At 52.8% G+C, this 19825-nt stretch carries 23 protein-coding genes; 11 read left to right on the top strand and 12 right to left on the bottom strand.

Annotated features, from left to right (window positions below; genetic code table 11):
* Nucleotides 1-15: 15 nt before the first annotated feature.
* The 3 genes from rpsT (at nt 16) to G006_RS25485 (ending at nt 1966) form a co-directional block, all read left to right on the top strand.
* Nucleotides 16-279: a 30S ribosomal protein S20 gene (gene rpsT / locus G006_RS0111750; RefSeq protein WP_020483383.1), complete on the top strand. Its 264-nt coding sequence runs from the start codon at nt 16-18 to the stop codon at nt 277-279.
* Between the two features lie 214 nt (nt 280-493).
* Nucleotides 494-1510 carry a Gfo/Idh/MocA family protein gene (locus G006_RS0111745; RefSeq protein ID WP_020483382.1) on the top strand — a complete coding sequence of 339 codons (1017 nt, stop codon included), beginning with the start codon at nt 494-496 and terminating at the stop codon, nt 1508-1510.
* A 51-nt stretch (nt 1511-1561) separates the two neighbouring features.
* The gene (locus G006_RS25485) at nt 1562-1966 is read left to right on the top strand and encodes an ankyrin repeat domain-containing protein (RefSeq protein WP_020483381.1); all 405 of its coding nucleotides are present in this window, start codon (nt 1562-1564) and stop codon (nt 1964-1966) included.
* A 50-nt stretch (nt 1967-2016) separates the two neighbouring features.
* Here G006_RS25485 and clpB read toward each other — a convergent pair whose 3' ends face one another.
* Entirely contained in the window at nt 2017-4590 is a 2574-nt protein-coding gene (clpB, locus tag G006_RS0111735; RefSeq protein ID WP_026146998.1) for an ATP-dependent chaperone ClpB, read from the bottom strand.
* Nucleotides 4591-4882: 292 nt separating this feature from the next.
* On the opposite strand from clpB, the gene G006_RS0111730 reads away from it, so the two are divergent.
* The 3 genes from G006_RS0111730 (at nt 4883) to G006_RS0111720 (ending at nt 6513) form a co-directional block, all read left to right on the top strand.
* A complete protein-coding gene (locus G006_RS0111730) occupies nt 4883-5086 on the top strand; it encodes a cold-shock protein (RefSeq protein WP_020483379.1) in 204 nt (67 codons plus the stop codon).
* Between the two features lie 136 nt (nt 5087-5222).
* Nucleotides 5223-6146: a hypothetical protein gene (locus tag G006_RS0111725; protein ID WP_020483378.1), complete on the top strand. Its 924-nt coding sequence runs from the start codon at nt 5223-5225 to the stop codon at nt 6144-6146.
* Nucleotides 6147-6258: 112 nt separating this feature from the next.
* On the top strand, nt 6259-6513 hold the full coding sequence (locus G006_RS0111720) for a hypothetical protein (RefSeq protein ID WP_020483377.1): 255 nt from the start codon (nt 6259-6261) through the stop codon (nt 6511-6513).
* Here G006_RS0111720 and G006_RS0111715 read toward each other — a convergent pair.
* The 11 genes from G006_RS0111715 to G006_RS0111665 all read right to left on the bottom strand — a co-directional run bounded on the left by G006_RS0111715 (nt 6510) and on the right by G006_RS0111665 (nt 15888).
* Nucleotides 6510-7361 (bottom strand): radical SAM protein, encoded by an 852-nt coding sequence (locus G006_RS0111715; RefSeq protein ID WP_020483376.1) that lies wholly within the window; start codon nt 7359-7361, stop codon nt 6510-6512. The two genes, G006_RS0111720 and G006_RS0111715, sit on opposite strands and share 4 nt — an antisense overlap.
* A 45-nt stretch (nt 7362-7406) precedes the next feature.
* Nucleotides 7407-8219: a formylmethanofuran dehydrogenase subunit C gene (locus G006_RS0111710; protein WP_020483375.1), complete on the bottom strand. Its 813-nt coding sequence runs from the start codon at nt 8217-8219 to the stop codon at nt 7407-7409.
* Nucleotides 8216-9112: a formylmethanofuran--tetrahydromethanopterin N-formyltransferase gene (gene fhcD / locus G006_RS0111705; RefSeq protein WP_020483374.1), complete on the bottom strand. Its 897-nt coding sequence runs from the start codon at nt 9110-9112 to the stop codon at nt 8216-8218. The genes G006_RS0111710 and fhcD overlap by 4 nt, the downstream gene beginning before the upstream one ends.
* Nucleotides 9109-10773, bottom strand: a complete 1665-nt coding sequence (locus G006_RS0111700) for a formylmethanofuran dehydrogenase subunit A (protein ID WP_020483373.1) — start codon at nt 10771-10773, stop codon at nt 9109-9111. Before G006_RS0111700 ends, fhcD begins: the two co-directional genes overlap by 4 nt.
* A 10-nt stretch (nt 10774-10783) precedes the next feature.
* A complete protein-coding gene (locus tag G006_RS0111695; RefSeq protein ID WP_020483372.1) occupies nt 10784-12043 on the bottom strand; it encodes a formylmethanofuran dehydrogenase subunit B in 1260 nt (419 codons plus the stop codon).
* 10 nt (nt 12044-12053) lie between these two features.
* Nucleotides 12054-12431, bottom strand: coding sequence for a 4a-hydroxytetrahydrobiopterin dehydratase (locus tag G006_RS0111690; protein ID WP_020483371.1), 378 nt, complete (start codon nt 12429-12431; stop codon nt 12054-12056).
* 188 nt (nt 12432-12619) lie between these two features.
* Nucleotides 12620-13003 (bottom strand): ClpXP protease specificity-enhancing factor, encoded by a 384-nt coding sequence (locus G006_RS0111685; protein WP_020483370.1) that lies wholly within the window; start codon nt 13001-13003, stop codon nt 12620-12622.
* Nucleotides 13000-13608, bottom strand: coding sequence for a glutathione S-transferase N-terminal domain-containing protein (locus tag G006_RS0111680; RefSeq protein ID WP_409521151.1), 609 nt, complete (start codon nt 13606-13608; stop codon nt 13000-13002). Before G006_RS0111680 ends, G006_RS0111685 begins: the two co-directional genes overlap by 4 nt.
* Nucleotides 13609-13782: 174 nt before the next feature.
* Nucleotides 13783-14424 carry a DUF47 domain-containing protein gene (locus G006_RS0111675; protein ID WP_020483368.1) on the bottom strand — a complete coding sequence of 214 codons (642 nt, stop codon included), beginning with the start codon at nt 14422-14424 and terminating at the stop codon, nt 13783-13785.
* 14 nt (nt 14425-14438) lie between these two features.
* A complete protein-coding gene (locus G006_RS0111670; RefSeq protein ID WP_026146996.1) occupies nt 14439-15473 on the bottom strand; it encodes an inorganic phosphate transporter in 1035 nt (344 codons plus the stop codon).
* Between the two features lie 22 nt (nt 15474-15495).
* Nucleotides 15496-15888 carry a glycine zipper family protein gene (locus G006_RS0111665; RefSeq protein WP_020483366.1) on the bottom strand — a complete coding sequence of 131 codons (393 nt, stop codon included), beginning with the start codon at nt 15886-15888 and terminating at the stop codon, nt 15496-15498.
* A 161-nt stretch (nt 15889-16049) separates the two neighbouring features.
* On the opposite strand from G006_RS0111665, the gene rpmH reads away from it, so the two are divergent.
* The 5 genes from rpmH to mnmE are packed head-to-tail and all read left to right on the top strand — an operon-like array spanning nt 16050 to nt 19814.
* Entirely contained in the window at nt 16050-16184 is a 135-nt protein-coding gene (gene rpmH / locus G006_RS0111660; protein ID WP_020483365.1) for a 50S ribosomal protein L34, read from the top strand.
* Nucleotides 16185-16553, top strand: coding sequence for a ribonuclease P protein component (gene rnpA, locus G006_RS0111655; RefSeq protein WP_020483364.1), 369 nt, complete (start codon nt 16185-16187; stop codon nt 16551-16553). It abuts the gene before it with no gap.
* On the top strand, nt 16535-16759 hold the full coding sequence (yidD, locus tag G006_RS27790; RefSeq protein ID WP_081607928.1) for a membrane protein insertion efficiency factor YidD: 225 nt from the start codon (nt 16535-16537) through the stop codon (nt 16757-16759). Before rnpA ends, yidD begins: the two co-directional genes overlap by 19 nt.
* Nucleotides 16760-16761: 2 nt before the next feature.
* On the top strand, nt 16762-18468 hold the full coding sequence (gene yidC, locus G006_RS0111650; RefSeq protein ID WP_026146995.1) for a membrane protein insertase YidC: 1707 nt from the start codon (nt 16762-16764) through the stop codon (nt 18466-18468).
* 5 nt (nt 18469-18473) lie between these two features.
* On the top strand, nt 18474-19814 hold the full coding sequence (mnmE, locus tag G006_RS0111645) for a tRNA uridine-5-carboxymethylaminomethyl(34) synthesis GTPase MnmE (RefSeq protein ID WP_020483362.1): 1341 nt from the start codon (nt 18474-18476) through the stop codon (nt 19812-19814).
* Nucleotides 19815-19825 lie beyond the last annotated feature (11 nt).

Raw genomic sequence — 19825 nt, 5'->3', positions numbered from 1 at the left:
AAGAACTGATAGACTATGGCTAATTCACCACAAGCTAGAAAAAGAGCGCGTCAGGCTGAGAAAAGCCGTATTCGCAATGCCGGACAGCGCAGCAACTTACGCACTTTCGTTAAAAAAGTGATCGCCGCTGTTAGAGCAGGCGATAAAGAGCAAGCTCAAGCCGCGTTTAAAACCGCTGTTCCTGTAATCGATTCGGCTGTTAACAAAGGCCTTATCCACAAAAACAAAGCTGCTCGCAGCAAAAGCAGACTTAACGACAGATTGCGCGCGATGGCTTGATCTCGACAGTAGGTCGATAGATCAACAAGGCCTATGCAACAGATGTTGCTTGGGCCTTTTTTATGCGCGGCGTTTTCATATTGCGCACATAACCGCCTCTCTGGTTTGTAGGCTTGCGCCTTACGTTTCGTAACTTTTTTGGGTTGAGGTGCTTGCGGCGCGCGGACAAGCTGCTAATCTGATAGCTCTCAGCTCATCAGTCTAAGGTACTGTCATGAATAACCAAGACCAAGCCAAACTTCGTTGGGGCATTCTCGGTGCTGCCCGTATCAACGAGCGCCTGTTGCCGGCGATAGTCGAAGCGTCCAATGCAAAGCTGGTCGGCATAGCCAGCCGCCGGGCCGGTGCCGCAGCACAAACCCTCTCCCAATACGCCCCTTGCCATCCGGAAATACAGAGTTACGACAATCTGGATGCATTGCTAAACGACGAAGACGTGCAGGCTATCTATTTGCCGATGGCCAATCATGAGCACGCAGAATGGACCTTGCGAGCCATTGAACACCGTAAGCATGTGCTGTGCGAAAAGCCGATGGCTTTGACGGTAGAAGACATTGACGCAATCGAAACCGCCGCGCGCCGTTATCGGGTGACCGTGATGGAAGGTTTTATGTATCGCTTCCATCCGCAGCACGCCCGTGTGTTGGAGTTGATCAGGTCCGGTTTGATCGGCGAAATCCGCTCGGTGCGCGCCAGCTACTCGTTCATGATGCGTCCGGCGCGGATGTATCGATTGGCCGAAGACGTCTCGCGCGGCGGCGGGGCGATGTGGGATATTGGCTGCTATGCGATCCATTCGTTACGCATGTTCTTTCAACAAGCACCACGTACCGTCACTGCCTTATCCAAATATGTTGAAAGTGGTGCCGATATTACGACCAGCGGCATTCTGGATTTTGGCGACGGAAAGTTCGCGCATTTCGATTTCAGTTTCGAACGCGCCCGGCGCTGCGAATACGAAATTATCGGTACCCAAGGCGGAATCAAATGCCACGTGGTCTGGCAATTACCTGGGGATGTCCCGGTAATCTCTTGGTGGACCGAAGACGGACGGCAGTCGGAAGAGCGTTTGCCTGTCGCCAATCATTTCCGTTTGGAAGTCGAGCATTTCAGCGATTGCGTATTAAACGGCAAGGATCCGCAATTGTCGTTCAACGACGCTCGCGACAATTGCCGGGCCATTGTTGCCGCGCTGCAATCGGCCGCCGAGGGGCGGGTGATTAAAATTTGATTTAGCCCCACATGCGCTGGGTGTTCCGGTTCATTTTCCACGGAGACAAAAATGGTCAATAGACTCTTGCCCAGCAATCGCCGAGCTAGCGCCCTGGTCGTTTTGACTCTGGCGGTGTCCTGCCTGTTTCAAACTGAAGTAGGGTTTGCCGCGGATGCCGTAGCCGCCAGAAAAGAATTGCAACAAATGGGCATCGAATATACCGAGCCGCAATTCGCATCATCGGCCGGTGTTGGGGACATGTTGGTCGTAAAGCTGTTTCTCGACGCCGGCATGGATGTGAATGCCGGAGGCGGAGCGGCGCTGGGATTGGCCGCCGGTAGAGGGCAGTTGGAAATGGTCAAGCTTTTATTGGCCAACGGCGCTAAGCCGACAGCCAATGCGTTGCAGTTTGCCCGAACACGAGGGCATAAGGAAATTGAGAGTATTTTGGTTCAGGCTGGGGCGAAGGAGTAGTCGCCGGAAGCCGGGCTAGACTTGGTCTAACCCGGCGCTCAGAACTACATTTATTTGCTAAAAGCTAGTCCGTCGTTGGCGACATCGATTTTAATTACATCCCCAGGAATGAAATGTCCGGACAAAATTTCATTCGCTAGCGGATTTTCCAGTTGCCGTTGTATTGCTCTTTTCAACGGCCGCGCACCATAGACCGGGTCAAAGCCGGCCTCGCCAAGTAAATCCAGCGCCGTTTCGCTGACTTCCATGCCCATGTCTTTTTCCTGTAAACGTTGGTGTAGCAGCTCGATCTGTATTTTGCAGATCGCGCGGATTTGACCTTGTCCAAGCGGATGGAAGACTACTGCTTCGTCAACCCGGTTGATGAATTCCGGCCGGAAATGCTGGCCGACGATGTCCATTACCGCATCCTTCATTTCGATGTAATTACTCTCGCCAGCCAGTTCCTGGATCACGCTGGAGCCCAAGTTCGACGTCATGACTACCACCGTGTTTTTAAAGTCCACAGTCCGGCCCTGGCCATCAGTCAAGCGGCCATCGTCCAATACTTGCAGCAATACGTTAAACACATCGTTGTGGGCTTTCTCGATTTCGTCGAGCAGGATGACCGAGTAGGGTTTCCTGCGCACCGCTTCAGTCAGATAGCCGCCTTCCTCATAGCCGACATAACCGGGAGGTGCGCCGATCAAGCGGGCCACCGAATGTTTCTCCATGAACTCCGACATATCGATGCGGACCATGGCTTCTTCGGTGTCAAACATGAACTCAGCTAGAGCCTTGCATAACTCGGTTTTACCGACACCGGTCGGACCTAAAAACAGGAACGAGCCGTTGGGCCGGTTCGGATCGGACAGGCCGGCCCGAGAACGGCGGATGGCATTGCTGACGGCTTTTAAGGCTTCGGTTTGGCCGATCACCCGTTTGCCCAATTCTTCTTCCATGCGCAGGAGTTTTTCGCGCTCGCCTTCCATCATTTTCGAAACTGGAATGCCGGTCCATTTCGAGACCACTTCAGCGATTTCTTCTTCGGTCACCCTGCTGCGAAGCAAGGTCGTTTCTTGCATTTCCGCTTGCGAAGCCAGGTCCAGCTCTTTTTCCAGCTTAGGAATTTCGCCGTATTGCAGTTCCGACATGCGCGCATAATCTTGGCTGCGGCGGGCTGCTTCCAATTCCAGGCGGGCGCGCTCCAGATTTTCTTTTATGCTGGCGGTGCCTTGCAGCGCGGCTTTTTCGGCCTTCCAGATTTCGTCCAGGTCCGAGTATTCTTTCTCCAGATCGGCGATTTCCACTTGCAGTATTTCCAGACGTTTTTTCGAGGCCGCGTCGGTTTCGTTTTTCATCGCCTCACGCTCAATTTTCAGCTGTATCAAACGGCGGCTGAGTTTATCCATAGCCTCGGGCTTGGAGTCCATTTCCATGCGGATCCGGCTGGCGGCTTCGTCAATCAAGTCGATGGCTTTGTCCGGCAGCTGGCGGTCGGAGATGTAGCGGTGCGACAGCATAGCTGCTGAGACAATGGCCGGATCGGTGATTTCGACACGGTGATGAATTTCGTACCGTTCTTTTAAGCCGCGCAAGATAGCGATGGTGTCTTCGACGCTGGGCTCGTCGACCAGTACTTTTTGAAAGCGCCGTTCCAAAGCGGCGTCTTTTTCGATGTATTGCCGGTATTCGTCCAGCGTGGTGGCGCCGACGCAATGCAGTTCGCCGCGGGCCAGAGCTGGCTTCAGCATGTTGCCGGCGTCCATCGCGCCTTCGGCCTTACCGGCGCCAACCATGGTGTGCAACTCGTCGATGAATAGGATGATCTGGCCTTCCTGTTTGGCAACGTCGTTCAATACAGCTTTCAAGCGTTCTTCGAACTCGCCGCGAAACTTGGCGCCAGCAATCAGCGCCGCCATATCCAGCGACAGCAATTGCTTGCCCTTGATACCCTCGGGTACTTCGCCGTTGACGATGCGCTGTGCCAAGCCTTCCACAATCGCGGTTTTGCCGACACCGGGTTCGCCAATCAAGACCGGGTTATTCTTGGTGCGGCGCTGCAAGACCTGGATCGTGCGGCGGATTTCGTCGTCACGACCGATCACTGGGTCGAGTTTGCCTTGCTCAGCGCGTTCGGTCAGGTTGATCGTATATTTTTTCAGGGCTTGACGTTGATCTTCGGCGTTCGCGTCGTTGACATTTTGGCCGCCACGCATGTTTTCTATGGCTTTTTCCACAGCCGACGCGGTGACGCCGGCCTGTTTCAGGATTTTTTGCAGGGAACTGCTGGCTTCCAGGGCTGCCAGCAAAAACAATTCGCTGGAAATGAACGCATCTTTACGTTTCTGCGCCAGTTTGTCAGTCAGATTTAGCATCCGCGACAGCTCATTGGAAATTTGCACGTCGCCGCCGGACCCGGAGACGCTGGCCAGGCGGTCGATTTCCTTGCTTAGTTCGTTACGCAACGCGTTGACCTGAATGCCGACCTGCATCAGCAATGGCTTGATGCTGCCGCCTTCCTGATCGATCAGCGCCAACATCACATGCACGGGCTCTATGAATTGGTGATCCTTGCCCAATGCCATGCTTTGCGCGTCGCTGAGCGCTTGTTGAAATTTACTGGTTAATTTATCCATTCGCATGTTGCGTACCTCATTTGGAATATAAATTGTGTTGCCGCAGAGATGGGGCGCTACGTAGCGCTTTTCAAGCGAGGACTGGCGGATAATTCCACTATTTTTTGGGTGAAATTATTGCTATTGCTTGGCGGGTTGAGATGGACATCGTTGGTAGCCTTGATAAATGTTTCAAAGTACAATGTCGCCGCTCAGATAACAGATGTTGAGGGATTATGGCCATTGCTAGTCAGCAGGTCCGGTTGTCAATATTGTCGGTCTGCGTAACCATTAGTTTTATTTTGTAGGAGTTTTAGAAATGGCAACAGGCACTGTAAAGTGGTTTAACAATACCAAAGGGTTTGGATTTATCGAGCCTTCCGAAGGCAAGGAAGATGTTTTTGTACATCATTCCGTTATCAAGGGCGAAGGTTTTAAGACCTTGTCGCCAGGCCAATCGGTTCAATTCGATATCGAGTCCGGTCCTAAAGGTTTGACTGCCGCGAATGTCCTGCCCAGATAAGCGTTAACGGTTACGGGTAAAAAGGCTCTTGCTTGCAAGGGCCTTTTTTATGCCCGCAACAATATGGAATTTTCGGTTAACGGTAATATAACCAAGCTATAATGCAGCCACCCCTCTCTTTTCGGTGTAACTGACCATGGCACGCGAATTTTCTTCTTTAAAACAAATGGATACCCCTGTCAAAGTGCTGTTTACCGGCTATTTGACTACCGTGGCGGTCGGCTATCTGATGGCCTTGATCCAAATTCTGTTTACTCACGGTATGGCTGACGGCAAGTTTGGCCTGTCGATAGACGATATTGTCTACAGTTATTACGGCAACCGCTCGGGAACGATGCTGGAAACTCAATTAAACGGGGCTATGAAAGAAAACGCCTCGGAGCAGGAGCGTTTCGCCATCATCCAATGGGTGCGCGATGGTGCGGATCAGGATGATTTTGTTGATCGCGGAGTCGATAAAATCATCGAGAATCGTTGCGTGATGTGCCATAACAAGGATGCATCCATCCCCAATTTGAGTGATTTCAAGGTGTTGAAGGAATACACCAAGGAAGATGAAGGTGCCACCTTTAGCTCTCTGACGCGGGTTTCGCATATTCACTTGTTCGGCATCAGTTTTATCTTCATGTTTGTTGGCTTGATTTTCAGCTTTTCGGAAACCAGTACCATAAAGTACAAATGTATCGCTATCGGCATGCCGTATGTGTTTTTACTGGTGGATATATTGTCGTGGTGGTTGACGAAGCTGGATCCGATCTTCGCTTGGCTGGTGATCGTGGCGGGTGGTGGCATGGCGGTATCGTTTGCGTTTATGTGGACGGTGTCCGTGGCGGAAATGTGGTTGTTTGATAGGGTGTTTCTGGATGCCGATGGTCAGCCCAGACCACAGTGGAGTACGATAGTCGAAGCTAAATTTAAGCAGGTTGGCGGGGAAGCTGCGGTTAAAAAATTAGCTCAGTTACTGAAGCAAGCCGGTGTTTATGCCTGGTCGATATTCCAGAGCCAAGGTCTGCCGTTTTTGAAAGATCTCTACGTAAAAATAGTTAAGAAAGACAAATAGTTAAGTAAGTGTGACTGGCTAGGCAAAACGGTGTTGAGAAGTTAAAGCTCTGCGCTTGGCAAGCCGATAACCTGAGCGGTATGATGCAAACTCGATTTGCAGGAGGTGTACCATGATTAGCAATGTACTGAATAGCGCAACCACTCTGATCAGCAATGCTCAGCAAAAAGCCAGTACCGCCGCGCAAACGATTGCGAATTTGCCGGTGCAAGCTCAGGAAGTCGGTGGTTCAAAAGATGTCGGTTCAGCTGACTTATTTAAGCCGGTGTTGAGCTTGAAAGAAGCAGAGTTGGAAACCTCAGCTGGCGCCAAAATGATCAAGGCTCATGAAAAAATGCTCGGATCTCTTCTCGATGTTATGGCCTAATGGCTAACGCTGACATCATAGCCCAGCGCTTTGATGTCAGCGGCAAACGCATTCATCTCTTCAATATTCATTCTTTCTAGCTCGTTTGCTTCCGCTTGGAACGATTGTCTGGCCACGCTGTAAAGCATAATTTCTTGCAGTTTAATCTTGCTAGCTCGTAATTCCTGCAAAAGCGCTAAATAGGCTTGTTTTTCACTGTCAGACCACGCTTGCCGATAACGCAGCATGCAGGTTTGTAGTTTGGTTGGGCAAAGGCTGGTGGCAATCTTTAGGTGTTCTAATAATTTGTGCTGACTCTGGCCGGTGTTGTTGATCAGTTTACGGCCCTGTTCGGTCGCACTGTCCAGCTTGAACCAGAGTTCGCCGTGATACCGGCCGAATTCCGCCAAGCCTGCTTGCACTGTTGATTGGTGTATTAAGCTGCCATTACTGATCAAGACGAATTTGCTGGCAGGAAATACGCCTGATTCTGTGGCAATCTCGCCGATCAGATGTACGGCTTTATCGAAATCCATCAGGCTGGTCGGCTCGCCGTTGCCGGAAATGGCGATATCCTTGATAACACGCTGGTTGATTTCTACGTTAAATTGCTCGAAAAAATCACCGTGCTGCACGTATTCCAGAAAGAAACGCAGTTCCTGCTCCAGCAATGCAAAATCCATTTCCGGTGCGTTGCCGCGCTGTAACTCCGGTACTTGGCAATAAATGCAGCGCCAGTTGCAGGCACTATTTGGGTTGAAATTTACCCCAATAGACAAACCGCCCGCACGACGCGAGATGACCGGATACACATATTTCAGACCGGCAACGTTGCGGTTATGATTTGTGGTGGTTAGTATCGGCTTCACTTGAGATGCGCCGCGCAAACCGTAATCGGTTTGCGCGGCAATGGGTTAGATTCGGATCAGCACTTCGCCGCGTCCGGTTTCCGCCATGTCGCCGCCGTAACGCTGCACGCGGTTAAACGCCGCACCACTGTCGGCAAACCGGGAGTTGAAGGATTTGAACGATGCGAACAGTATGGGCAGGAAGGCCAGGGTATGTGAGCCACAGTCGTTGAAAGTCGCTGATAATTGCGGCTGATTCCACAGCAACAAAGTGCCGCGCCGCATGGCATAGCCCAGATAGCGGCCGGTGTTACCCATCACGGCAATAGTGCCTGCTAGCATGCGCGAGCCGCAATAATCGCCGACATTGCCTTCGATCAGAATCTGGCCGCGCCGCATGTGGTCGCCGGCGCGCTGGCCGACATTGCCTTTCACCAGCACCGTGCCGCCTTTCATACCTTGTTTGTTGCCGGGTAGGGCGCCGCCCAGAAAATCTCCGGCATCGCCTTCGATTTGCAGAAAGCCGTTTTTCATTTCACAAGCGGCGTACAAGCCCGCATCGCCACTAACGTTGATAGTGCCCGATTTCATTTGCATGCCCAGATAAGCACCGGCATCGCCTTGCACACTGATGCTGCCGCCGTCCAGTTCTTTACCGATAAAGTCCAACTTGCCGTCACTGTAGGCAATGATGATTTCCTGGGTGTTCATGCCGGTTATATAAAACAATTCATCAACTCGCATCCGCCGCTTGCCGTTTTGAAGTTCGATAGCGGCAATCGCATCCACATCCAAACCTTGCAGCTTTTGACAGACCAGCGGAGACATGTCGATGCGCTGGTCGGTTGGCTGTTTCAGGGTAAAGGTTAATGCGCTCATGCCATGATCTCCTGCAAATGAAAGTGGAACGGGCCCAGTTTGCCGCCATAGTTGCCGGCGCTGATACGCTTGATGCCATTGGCGGCGCCCAAATCGCAAACCGCTTGAATACCAACGCGCATGGCCTTGTCGATGTCTTCCTTGCTCAAGCCGTCGATGACAATTTCCATCACTGACTCGATTTCTGGTGAAAGATCGGTCTTGGTAATGCCCTTTAACGTCGGGCAGAACGCATCGTTGGTCGATGCGCCCAATGAGGCGTATTTGGACCCGACCTTTGAGCCGGAGCGCACGACACCACCAGGGAAGGGCATGATAACATTCGGGATTTTACGCATTTGTTCGATTGCTGCCTCGCAGGCCGCTAAGGCTTGCGGTTGCGATTCCGCCAGTACCAGAAAGTTGCCGCCACCAACCGCATCCACCATGCCGGTCGTGGCTTCGGTCAAGAACTCGCCGTCCATTACCGGCACTCGCCAATAACGCTTGCCGCCGATTTTCTTGGCGATTTGAAAGCCGTCGCCGAAGTAGCGCAGGTTCTTACCCAAGGGAATTGGCTTACCGCCTTCGATGCCTGCAAATAGTGCTGAGGTCGGCGAGGTCAATACGCATTGGCCGGCACGGGTTTCCAATTGCTTGGCCAAACCTTTGCCGCCCATCGCATAAATCATGATGGCGACGCCGGGCCGTCCGTCCGGCGTTTCGTTCGGGCTCAACACCCGTTCGATCCCAGCCTCGCAACCGCAAGCGATCACCGATGTGGCAAAACCGGTCATCGCTTGCGCGGAAATCATCGCCCATTTTTCGTTTTGCGCGGTGATGATGGCGCGTGTCGCCTTCATCGGGAAGGCTTCGGCGAAGGTTTTATCGATGGTTACGCCGTTAATGATCATGCTGCACCTCTTAATGGATGTGCCGTCAAACTGCCGCGCCCGTCCTCGCTAATTTCATCGTCGCTGATTTTAAAGTTGCCGAGTTTCATGGTCAGGTATTTGTCGAAATAAGGTTTGAGGTCTTTTTCGATGGATAGATCGTAGTCCGGTTTGACGATGTGGGTGGTGCCCCAGGTGACTTTCACGACTTCGCCGTCTTTGACTATCAGTTCACCGTCTTTGAACACGTAATCCGGTTTGGTAAACATGGTCTGACGGTCCGCGTTTTCGGTGTAAACGGTGATGTCGGCGAAGTTACCGGCACTCAAGGCGCCGCGGTCCTTCAAACCGATGATGCGGGCCGCGCCAGCACGGGTCATGATGGCGATTTCATTCAATGTATATTCGCGTTCAATCGAGGCCAGCGTAGTCATCTTTTGCGCTTCCGGATGGATGGTCGCCAGCATGTCGTTACGGAAGCTGCGGTCCATCAGCAAGCGGATCAAATGCGGATAGCTGGTGAACGGCGCGCCGTTGGGGTGGTCGGTGGTCAGGAAGATTCGCCAGGGGTCTTCGACCAACAGGAAGATTTCCAAACCAATCGCCCACTGCAAGGCATTGACGAAGTTTTGGTCTTTGTATTTAAACGGCACCACGCCGCAGCCGGCATCGCATTCGATGTCCATGCATACCCATTTATTGGGGCTGGCGAAGCGATGGTTGGCATGTTGGCGCATGTTGTCGCCGGAGGCGGTGACGGTCTGGCCGAACAGGATTTGGCCGACGTCGGCGGTGATGTTCGGATTACTATTGATCGCTTCGGCAATTTGCGCGGCCCCGGAGGAGAATTTGAAATCGCCTTCTTTACCGTAGCTATGGAACTGAATATGCGTCAAGTGCATCGGCAAGCCGTCGATGCCTTCGATAGTGTTTAGGGTTGTTTCCAGATTGCCGGGGACGCCCAGGTTGCAACCATGCACATGTAGCGGATGCGTGATGCCCAACTCTTGCACGGCTCTGGCTAGGGTTTGCAGGATTTGTCTTGGCGTCACAGCGTAATGGCTGTTTTGCTCGTCCAAATCCAGTTTGCGCTGGTTAAATTTAAACGCGCTGATGCCGCCGGCATTCACCACTTTAATGCCGATACCCTTGGCGGCGTTAAGTGTCCAAGCTACGTAATCATTGATGGCTTTTTGATCTTTGTTGGCGGTCATCATGCGCAGTAAAAAGTCATCGCTGCCCAGCATCACGTAACCGCCCTTGTCGACTATCGGCGTGTCGCCCATTTCCATGTGTGCTTGGCGGGCGTTGATCGGCAATACCGCCGGTTCGAAGCAGGCGGTATAGCCCATTTCCGCGTAACGATAGCCGGCGACATAGGTGCTGGGCATCGCGTGGCCGTTGCCGGAGCGGGTGATGGGTGTGCGGTGCACCGGGTCCTGGCGATGGTCTTCAGGCAGCAGGGTGCGGGCGATATTGCCTTTGCCGCCGCCGATATGCGTGTGCATGTCGATGGCGCCGGACATGACTACCTTGCCGAGCAGATCGTATTCTTGATCGACCGGTCTGCCGTCTTTTGGCGCATCGATAATGCGGCCATCCTGTACGTAAATGTCTTGCTGTTGCCCGTCGATGCCGCTGGCCGGATCGTAAACGGTTCCACCTGTAAGTTTTATCAGCATGTGTTTGATCCTAAAGTGCTTGTTCGATAGCGGTCAGGACTTCGGCGGTGCTGGGTAGGCCGGAGTCGCGCAATTTTTTCAGGCGGATCGCTACCACGTTGTCCAGGCGATAAGCGTGTCCGGCATGGTCGATGCCGGGCGTGCCGACCGGAATGAACACATCCGGCTCGTTCTCGAACTTCATGCCTGAGCGGCCGATGACGATGGTCGGTAAGTCGGTTTTTGGCGGCAGTGCGCTGCTGTTAAAGGTCTGAACCCACACCAAGGCATCGGCCTCGCCGTTATTTAGCAGCGCTTGGGTGTCGTACAGATAAGGATCGTACTCAGGGTAGCCTCGGGCAAAATTGACGCGCGCCGGGTAGCCGGTAGTCCAGCCGCAGACTTGGTTGGCGGTTTGATCGCCTTCCTTGCCGCCCAATGGAAAACCGGAGCAGCGTGTGCCTAACTGGTTAAGGTCTTTGACAATACTACACAGAGTTTGTACGGTCAGTTCGGCTTGCTCGAATGCCAATGCCGCCGCGCCCCATAGCACTACGCCGTAATGGGCGGCTTTCAGTTTGTCCGCGATGGCTTGCAGATCAGCTATCGCAATGCCGGCGACGTTTTGCGCGTGTACTATGTGGCCTTTGACCAGGGCTGACAATACGGCGGTCACATTCGGCAAGTCGGCGTCAGCACAAGGTAGTACTCTGGCTTTTTGGCCGGTAGGAGACGTTGAGGCGTTTCCTGAGGGGGCTTTACCCAGATAAATAATTTCCCGGTTGGCAGTGCTGTCGAGGAACATTGATTCCTCATTCCACAAATACTTCTCGAAAAAGCGCGGGGCAAAGGCTTCCAGGTCGGTGCCGACTACCAGCAACAGATCGCAGCGGTTTTTCAGCTCGGCCAGCGTGGTGTTCATCCAGCCGGAGTCTTGCAAAGCCAGCAAATTGCGGCGGGCGTTACTAAAATTGAGGTTATCGACCACCGCGCCGCTCTTGTCGGCTAAAGCCAATAGGGCGCGCATGCCGTTAACATCGGTCGCGCAGCCGCCGATCACAGGTTGATTAGTGTCTCGTAGCAATTCCGCAGCTTTGCTGGCCGCCGCTTCCAAGCTCGCTGCCTGCCCGGCAATGCGCGGCGAGGTGTCTGCTATGGCCTGTTCGAATGCCGGTTTATTGACTGAGCAACCGTTTGCGGTCACTTTCAAGGTTGTGCCGTCCACCCGTATGCTCAGGTCGTCGGTACCAATGCCGCAAAAAGGGCTGGGTACCTCGGTAATTTCAGTCATAGAAAAGTCCTCAATCTTTTTTAATGTATTTGAATCGTGGATCGTCGGGTGTACCTTCAAAGATGCCGGCGGAGGTTTCCGCTGCATCCCACAACAACACTTCTTCAATTTTTTTGGCCAGCAGAAAATCTTTATCCGTGATGCCTTTTGCCGAATGCGTGACCAGTTTGACGATCACAAACGCATAGGAAACAGTTAAATCCGGGTGGTGCCAGGCTTTTTCGGCCAAGTGGCCGACTGTATTGACAACCATTAAAGTCGCTTTCCAGCCGCTGGTCTTTATTTTGCGGCGGATCCAGCCGTTTTCGTAATACCAGTGCGGCAGTTCCTGTGTTAAACGCTCGGCGATTTCGGTCTCACTATAGACCTTGGCAGTATCGTGCGACATCGTTTATCCCCCGGATTGAAATGACTCGGCATTCTATCGCACAGTTTAGTCGGTGTCTTTAAGGTGTACAGGTGTTTGGCTGGGTTTCGGTGCCAATTGTCGGTAACTGGAGGAGGCTTTTTTACAGGTTTGCTTAGGCTGGCTGAAGAATGCCTCGGTACCGAGGCATTCCTTTCGGCATACGTCTGCTATTTAACCACTCTTAATTGCGGTTTTTGCGGAGGTTTGGGTTCTGTCGGTGTCGGTGGGGTTTCGTCATCATTCTCTTCCGGGTCGAAAATCATACCCTTGCCGTTTTCCTTGGCATAGATGGCCAACACCGCTTTGCACGGCGCGATAATGCGCATGGGTTTGCCGGAAAAACGGGCGTTGAATTGGATTTCTTCATTGCCCAGCACCAAGCCTTGAATGGCTTCCGGGCGCATGTTCAGCACGATTCGGCCGTCTTCCACGAAGTCGCCCGGCAGCGTTACGCCGGGGTAGTCGGCATTGACTAACAGATGGGGGGTCAGGCTGTTGTCGACGATCCATTCGTAGATGGCGCGAATCAGATAGGGTTTTAGTGGGGTCATTTGCTTGGGGCTTGCATCATGTCTTTTTCTTCGCGGCTCAGGCTTTCTTGAAAAGCCCGTCTGGAGAAAAGTCGGTTGGCGTAGGCAGTGATGCCTTTGCCTAGGCCGGCAATATCAATGCCGATGCTCGGTAGTCGCCACAAGAACGGCGCCATCGCACAATCGATCAGAGAATACTCCTCGCTCATGAAATACGGTGTGGCTTCAAATACCGGCGCGGCAGCCATCAAACTTTCCCGGAGCTGTTTTTTAGCTTTGGCGGCCTTTTTGTCACCGTTGACGAGAACGTCATCCAGCAGCGGATACCACTCCTGATCGATGCGTTTGATCAGCATCCGGGCGTTGGCGCGGGAGACCGGGTCCATTTGATGCAAGGCGGGGTGAGGGAAGCGTTCATCCAAATATTCCATGATGATGCGGGCGTCGTACAGCACCAAGTCGCGTTCCACGAAAGTCGGGGCATTACCGTTGGGGTTCAGTTCCAGCAGGTCTTCGGGCGGGTCATTCGGGTCGAAAAACTCAACTTCCGCTGGCACGCCTTTTTCGTATACAACTAGCCTGGCGCAGTGGCTCATTATGCAGGCTGGCGATGAAAAAAGAGTCATTGCGGATTTTCGGCTGGTGATGTTTGCCACGAAGTGAACCTCTTTGAGTAACAGGATTTAAACCGGGGCAGATTGTAGCATGGATGATAGGGCTTTTGGGGGCGATGCCGGACGCATTCGCCCGTTGAAAATAACGGGCTGCACGGGGCTATTTTAAACGGCTTGTCGCACTATTCAGCCCAGTTTGACGATGATGTCTTCCAGTACATTCGCGGTGGCATGAACCTTGTCGGCGGCATTGGACAGATGCCGGTAAAGCTCGCGTTGTTTAAACATGTTTAAGTAGTCTTCGCCTTGGAATAAGTCGGCGATGGCCTTGCGGTACATCTTCTCGATACGGCGTTCCGAATGGCGGGCGGCAAAGGCGTGTTGTTCGGCCTCGGAAGGATGTTTGCCCAAGACTGCGAAGCCGCGCTCCAGCGCTTTGATGCCCACTTGCAGCTCGATGACCATCGCCTGTGAATGGCTGTCGGGGTTCAGTTCCAGTGCTTCCATCTCGTTATAAGTGCTTTTGCAATAGGTAACGATGCTGTCCATGGAGGCGATGGCGCGATAAATGTCTTCGCGGTCTATCGGCGTGGCAAACGAGCTGTTTAGTTCGTGCAGGTTGTGAATGCGGATCCGGTCGGCTTCGTGCTCGTCTTCTTTCAGCATCTTGCCGGCTTCCACCGATTCGCTAGCCATGAAGCGGACCAGATTGTCGACGGTGACGCAGACCTGCTGGCACTGTTGGTGCAGTAACAGATAAAAGTCTGCGGTTTTGGGGAATATTCTCTGGAACAGCCGTGAGGCCAGTGAAAGCTTGGGAGATGACATGAAGATTGCAGTGGCTATTTAAGAAGGTAATCGAATATCAGAAAACTGATGCAGGCGATCATTGCCGAGCCGGGGATGGTGATCAGCCAGGTTCGCAAAATTTCCAAGGCTTTTCCCCAGCGCACCGCTCTTGGGCGATCAGAAGCGCCTATGCCCATAATCGAAGACGCCACCACGTGTGTCGTCGAAACCGGTGCGCCCATCAGCGAGCTGCCGAAAATGGTCAGGCATGCGCTCAGTTGGGCATTTAGGGCGTGGATCGGGCGGATTTTATAGATGGCAAAACCTAAGGTCCGCACGATGCGCCAGCCGCCGGTCAGCACGCCGGCGGTCATGGCGCAAGCGCAAAACAACATCACCCAGCCTGGCACTTTAAAGCTGTCGATTTCCCCGCTAAGTAACAAAATCAAGGTCAACACGCCCATGCTTTTTTGCGCGTCGTTGGCGCCGTGAGCAAAAGCCAGCGCGGCGGCGGTTAGCCACTGGACGTTACGAAGCTGCCGATTAATGCTTGGCGATGCGGACCGCAATAAGAACATCGTCATCCGCTGAATTACAAAGCCCACCAGAAAGCCCAAGACGGGCGAGAGCAATAAAGCCAGTAGAATTTTGCTGAAGCCATGTATTCGGCCGTCGCTTAATTCGTTGAATCCCCAGGCGATGGGTTCGCTGCCTATGCCGATTAGCGTGGCGCCGATCAAGCCGCCTACCAGTGCGTGCGAGGAGGAGGATGGCAGGCCGCGCCACCAGGTAAACAAATTCCAGAACACCGCGGCAAAAAGGCCTGACACCACGATTAACAGCGCATCGGCTTTGGGGATAAAGGAAAGGTCGAGCAAGGTGCCTACTGTATTGGCGACAGCAGTTCCGCCCAGTAGCGGTCCCAGGAATTCGAAGATTGCAACCAGCATAACCGCCTGAGCCGGCGTCATCGCGCGGGAGGCGATGACGCTGGCAATGATATTGGAGGCATCATGAAAACCATTGGTGTAATCAAATACCAGTACAATGATGATCGCAACACCGATAAACGGAACCAATGCCTCCAAAATAGCGACGGGTTAATGCGGATTAATTGACGACGTTGTGACCGCGTTGTCTGAGGCAGTTGCGGTAGGCATTTTTATAGCTGTCGTTGGAATGTATGCCTTGTTGAGCGCCGCCGCCAATACCGCCGGCCGCGGCGCCAATGGCAGCGCCAGTGCCAGGGTTGCCGACTACCGCGCCAATTGCCGCGCCGCCCGCCGCGCCTATCAAGCCGCCGACGGCTGCACCGGTCGCAGTGTCCTTAACCGTGCTGGCCGACTGCGAAGCCAACTGTTCGCATTCCTGCATGTCTTGATTCAAACGGAACGCATTGGGATCGTTATAGGTGTCCACGGTGGGAGTCCAGCCGGTGGTGGTGGCGCAACCCGCGACTAACAAGCTGGTTGCTAAAATCGATTTAAACGGTAATTTATGCATAATAAGTCTCCTTCAATAATGCTGAATGCATCGGTAGTGTTCCAGAGAGTAGTTCATTTTGCACTGTTTTGGAAATTTACAAGTCAAATTGACACTGGCAAGCCTGTCACGTATGATTCGCAGCCTTTTTTATCCGTTTTTATCACCATAGGCACTAGCACATGAAAAGAACTTATCAACCCAGCAAAATTAAACGCGCAAGAACTCACGGCTTTCGTGCCAGAATGGCTACCGTAGGTGGCCGCAAAGTGATCAATGCGCGCAGAGCCAAAGGCCGCGCTTCGCTGACGGTTTAATTGTCGGCGGAAGATTTCGGCTTTCCCGATCAGTATCGGCTAGGGACGCCCGCTGAGTATAAAAAAGTATTTACCAATCCCGTAAAGTCCACAGATAAATATTTTACGGTATTGGCGACGAGCAATATCCTGCCGCATCCGCGGCTGGGTTTGGCCATCGCAAAAAAAACTATAAAAAAAGCAGTCGCACGGAACCGCATAAAAAGGGCTGTCAGGGAAAGTTTTAGATTACAGCGTCAACATATCGTCAGCATTGATATTGTTGTTTTGGCACGAGGCGATGCAGCAAATGCAGCCTCGCCGATATTGAGGAAGTCATTGGAAAGGCATTGGCATAAACTGGTAGATCGATGCGATTCCTGCTCATAACCCTGATCAAGCTTTACAAATACTTCATAAGTCCTTTGCTGGGGCCCAGATGTCGTTTTTTTCCCAGCTGTTCAAGTTATGGCTTAGAGGCAATCCAGATTCATGGTGCTTTCAAAGGCTCTTACCTCACGCTTCGACGATTATTGAAATGCCACCCGTTCCACGAAGGTGGCATCGATCCCGTTCCGGAAAAATTGAGTAAATAACAATGGATAACATAAGATTTGTACTTGTCATGGCGATGTTGATGATCTCCTACATGTTGTGGGAGTCATGGCAGATTGATTACGGTCCCAAGCCGCAGGCCATCATCTCCGACAAGCCCATTGTAGCCGGCGATGCCGGGACTGTGGCTAATGCGGATCCCGCCCAGCCAGGTACACAACAAATTGCCGGTCAGGCTGCTGCTGCGCAAGTTGCCGCCGACAAAGTCGTCAAAGTCAAAACCGATGTGTTTGCACTGGAAATCGATACCGAAGGCGGTACCTTACGCAACCTGGATTTGTTGCAATATCCGCACGAGAAAGAAAATTCCGCAGTCAGCGCGGCTTATGCCTTGATAGGTATGCAAGCGCCGGCGAAAGATTTATCGCCGATTCGGCTGTTCGATAGCAGTCCGGAAAAAATGTTTTTGGCGCAAACTGGTCTAGTCGCCAGTCAGAATTCCGCTGCTGCTCCCGATCATCACGCGGTGTTCACTGCCGAGCAAACGTCCTATGAGTTGGCAGACGGTCAAGAGCAAATCAGCATCCCGTTAACGTGGACTAATCAGCAAGGTTTGAAGGTCACCAAAACCTTTACGTTCAAACGCGGCAGCTATTTGGTGCAAGTCGAGCAAAAAGTCGCTAACCAAACCGCTAACCCTTGGGTCGGCAAACAATACGACCAACTGTTGCGGGTCGAGCACAGCGATAAAAGCAATAACAACTTCATCAGAACCTATTCCGGTGGCGTGGTTTACACCGAGAAAGACAAGTACAAAAAAGTTAAATACGAAGACATGGCAGACGACACCTTAAACGTCGTTAGCCAAGGCGGTTGGAGCGCGTTTATCCAGCATTATTTCGCTGCTGCCTGGATTCCGCCAGCGGATCAGGAAAATCATTTTTACACCAAAGCCCTGAACGATGCCCGTTATGTCATCGGTTCCTATTCGCCTGATGTCAGCGTGCCGGCCAATGGCGAAGCGGTGCTTAAATCGCAATTGTTTGTTGGTCCCAAAATTCAGCCGGTCATGGAAGCCATTGCCCCAGGTCTGGAATTGACAGTCGATTACAGTTGGTTGACCGTGGTCGCCAAGCCTATCTACTGGCTGTTGAACCAAATCTACGGCTATGTCGAAAACTGGGGTGTGGCAATTTTGGGTGTGACTCTGTGTATCAAATTGCTGTTCTTTAAGCTGTCGAAAGCCAGCTTCCAGTCCATGGCAAAAATGCGCAAAATCCAGCCGCGCTTGAAAGAGCTGCAAGAGCGTTATCCCGACGACCGCCAGAAGTTCAACACCGAAATGATGGCGATGTACAAAAAGGAAAAGGTCAACCCCTTGGGCGGCTGTTTGCCGATCATGGTGCAGATTCCGGTGTTCATTTCCCTGTATTGGGTATTGATCGAAACGGTGGAATTGCGTCAGGCCGAGTTTGCCTTGTGGATACATGACTTGTCCGCGCAAGACCCATTCTATCTGTTGCCGATCCTGTACGGCATCACCATGAAGATTCAGCAAAGCTTGAATCCAGCGCCTATTGATCCGCTGCAAGCCCAGGTGATGAAAATGTTCCCTATCGTTTTCACCGTGTTCTTCCTGTTCTTCCCGTCCGGTTTGGTACTGTACTGGATCTGCAACAACAGCTTGTCGATCATCCAACAGTGGTACATCACCAAACACGTGCTTGCCGAAGACAATCACGCACACTAAAACCCATGCTTGACGGCGACACCATAGCCGCCATTGCCACGCCGCCCGGTAACGGCGGCGTTGGCGTCATCCGCATCTCCGGGCCATCCGCGCCCGGAATCGCGCAAAGCCTCACCGGCAAAACGCTGCCCAGGCCCCGCTACGCACAATATACCAATTTCCTTGATGCTGATGGCCAGGTAATCGACAGCGGCTTGTTGTTGTATTTTGCTGCGCCGGCTTCGTTTACCGGCGAACAGGTAGTAGAACTGCAAGGGCATGGCGGCAGCGTGATGCTGGATATGCTGTTGCGGCGAGTATTGGCTCTAGGCGCGCGCTTGGCCAACCCAGGCGAGTTCAGCCAGCGAGCCTTTCTAAATAACAAAATCGATCTGGCTCAAGCCGAAGCCATAGCCGACCTGATCAGCAGCGGCACCGAACAAGCCGTGCGCTCTGCCCAGCAATCCATGCAGGGCGTGTTTTCCGAGCAAATCAACGAACTGATCGACGAACTGATTGAGCTGCGGGTGTTTATCGAAGCCGCCATCGATTTTGTCGATGAAGAAATCGACTTCCTCGGTGATGGCGTCGTGGCCGGGCGGATCCAGCGCTTGCAAAGCAAACTTGCCGAAATCTGTAAAACCGCTCAGCAGGGCAGGCTGTTACATGACGGCATGACCGTGGTGCTGGCCGGCAAACCGAATGCCGGCAAATCCAGTTTACTAAATGCTTTGGCTGGTCACGACGCCGCCATCGTCACCGACATAGCCGGCACCACGCGCGACGTGCTGCGCGAGCGGATTCAATTGGATGGCATGCCTTTGCATATTATCGATACCGCAGGCTTGCACGACAGCGACAACCCGGTCGAGCAGGAAGGCATTCGCCGCGCCCGCCAGGAAATCGCCAAAGCCGACCGGATTTTATTGCTGATAGACAGCACAGATCCGGACAGCGCCAGCCTGGACGCCAGTCTGCCTGCCAATATAGCGGTCACCAAAGTCTTCAATAAAATCGATTTGGTCGGCAGTCAACCGCAAATTGTGGAAACCCAGCAAGGTTTGGAAATCCATTTGTCCATCAAACACCGGCTGGGCTTGGACTTACTGCGCCAACACCTGAAGCAAAGCATGGGCTTCACCGAAAGCGCGGATAACGTGTTTGTCGCTAGAACGCGCCACATCCAAGCCCTGCAACTGGCGGCGCAGGCCGTCGACCGCGCCGCCGAGCAATTGCAGCATCAAGCCCACGAACTGGTTGCCGAAGAACTGCGCCAGGCGCAAACCAGCTTATCCGCCATCACCGGCGAATTTACCTCGGATGATCTCTTAGGCGAAATTTTTTCCAGCTTTTGTATCGGCAAATAAGCGCTTGGCGC

The organism is Methylomonas sp. MK1 (assembly GCF_000365425.1).
GTDB lineage: Bacteria > Pseudomonadota > Gammaproteobacteria > Methylococcales > Methylomonadaceae > Methylomonas.
The sequence above is the reverse complement of the archived record's forward strand: the minus strand, read 5'-3'. Positions and strand labels throughout refer to the sequence as shown.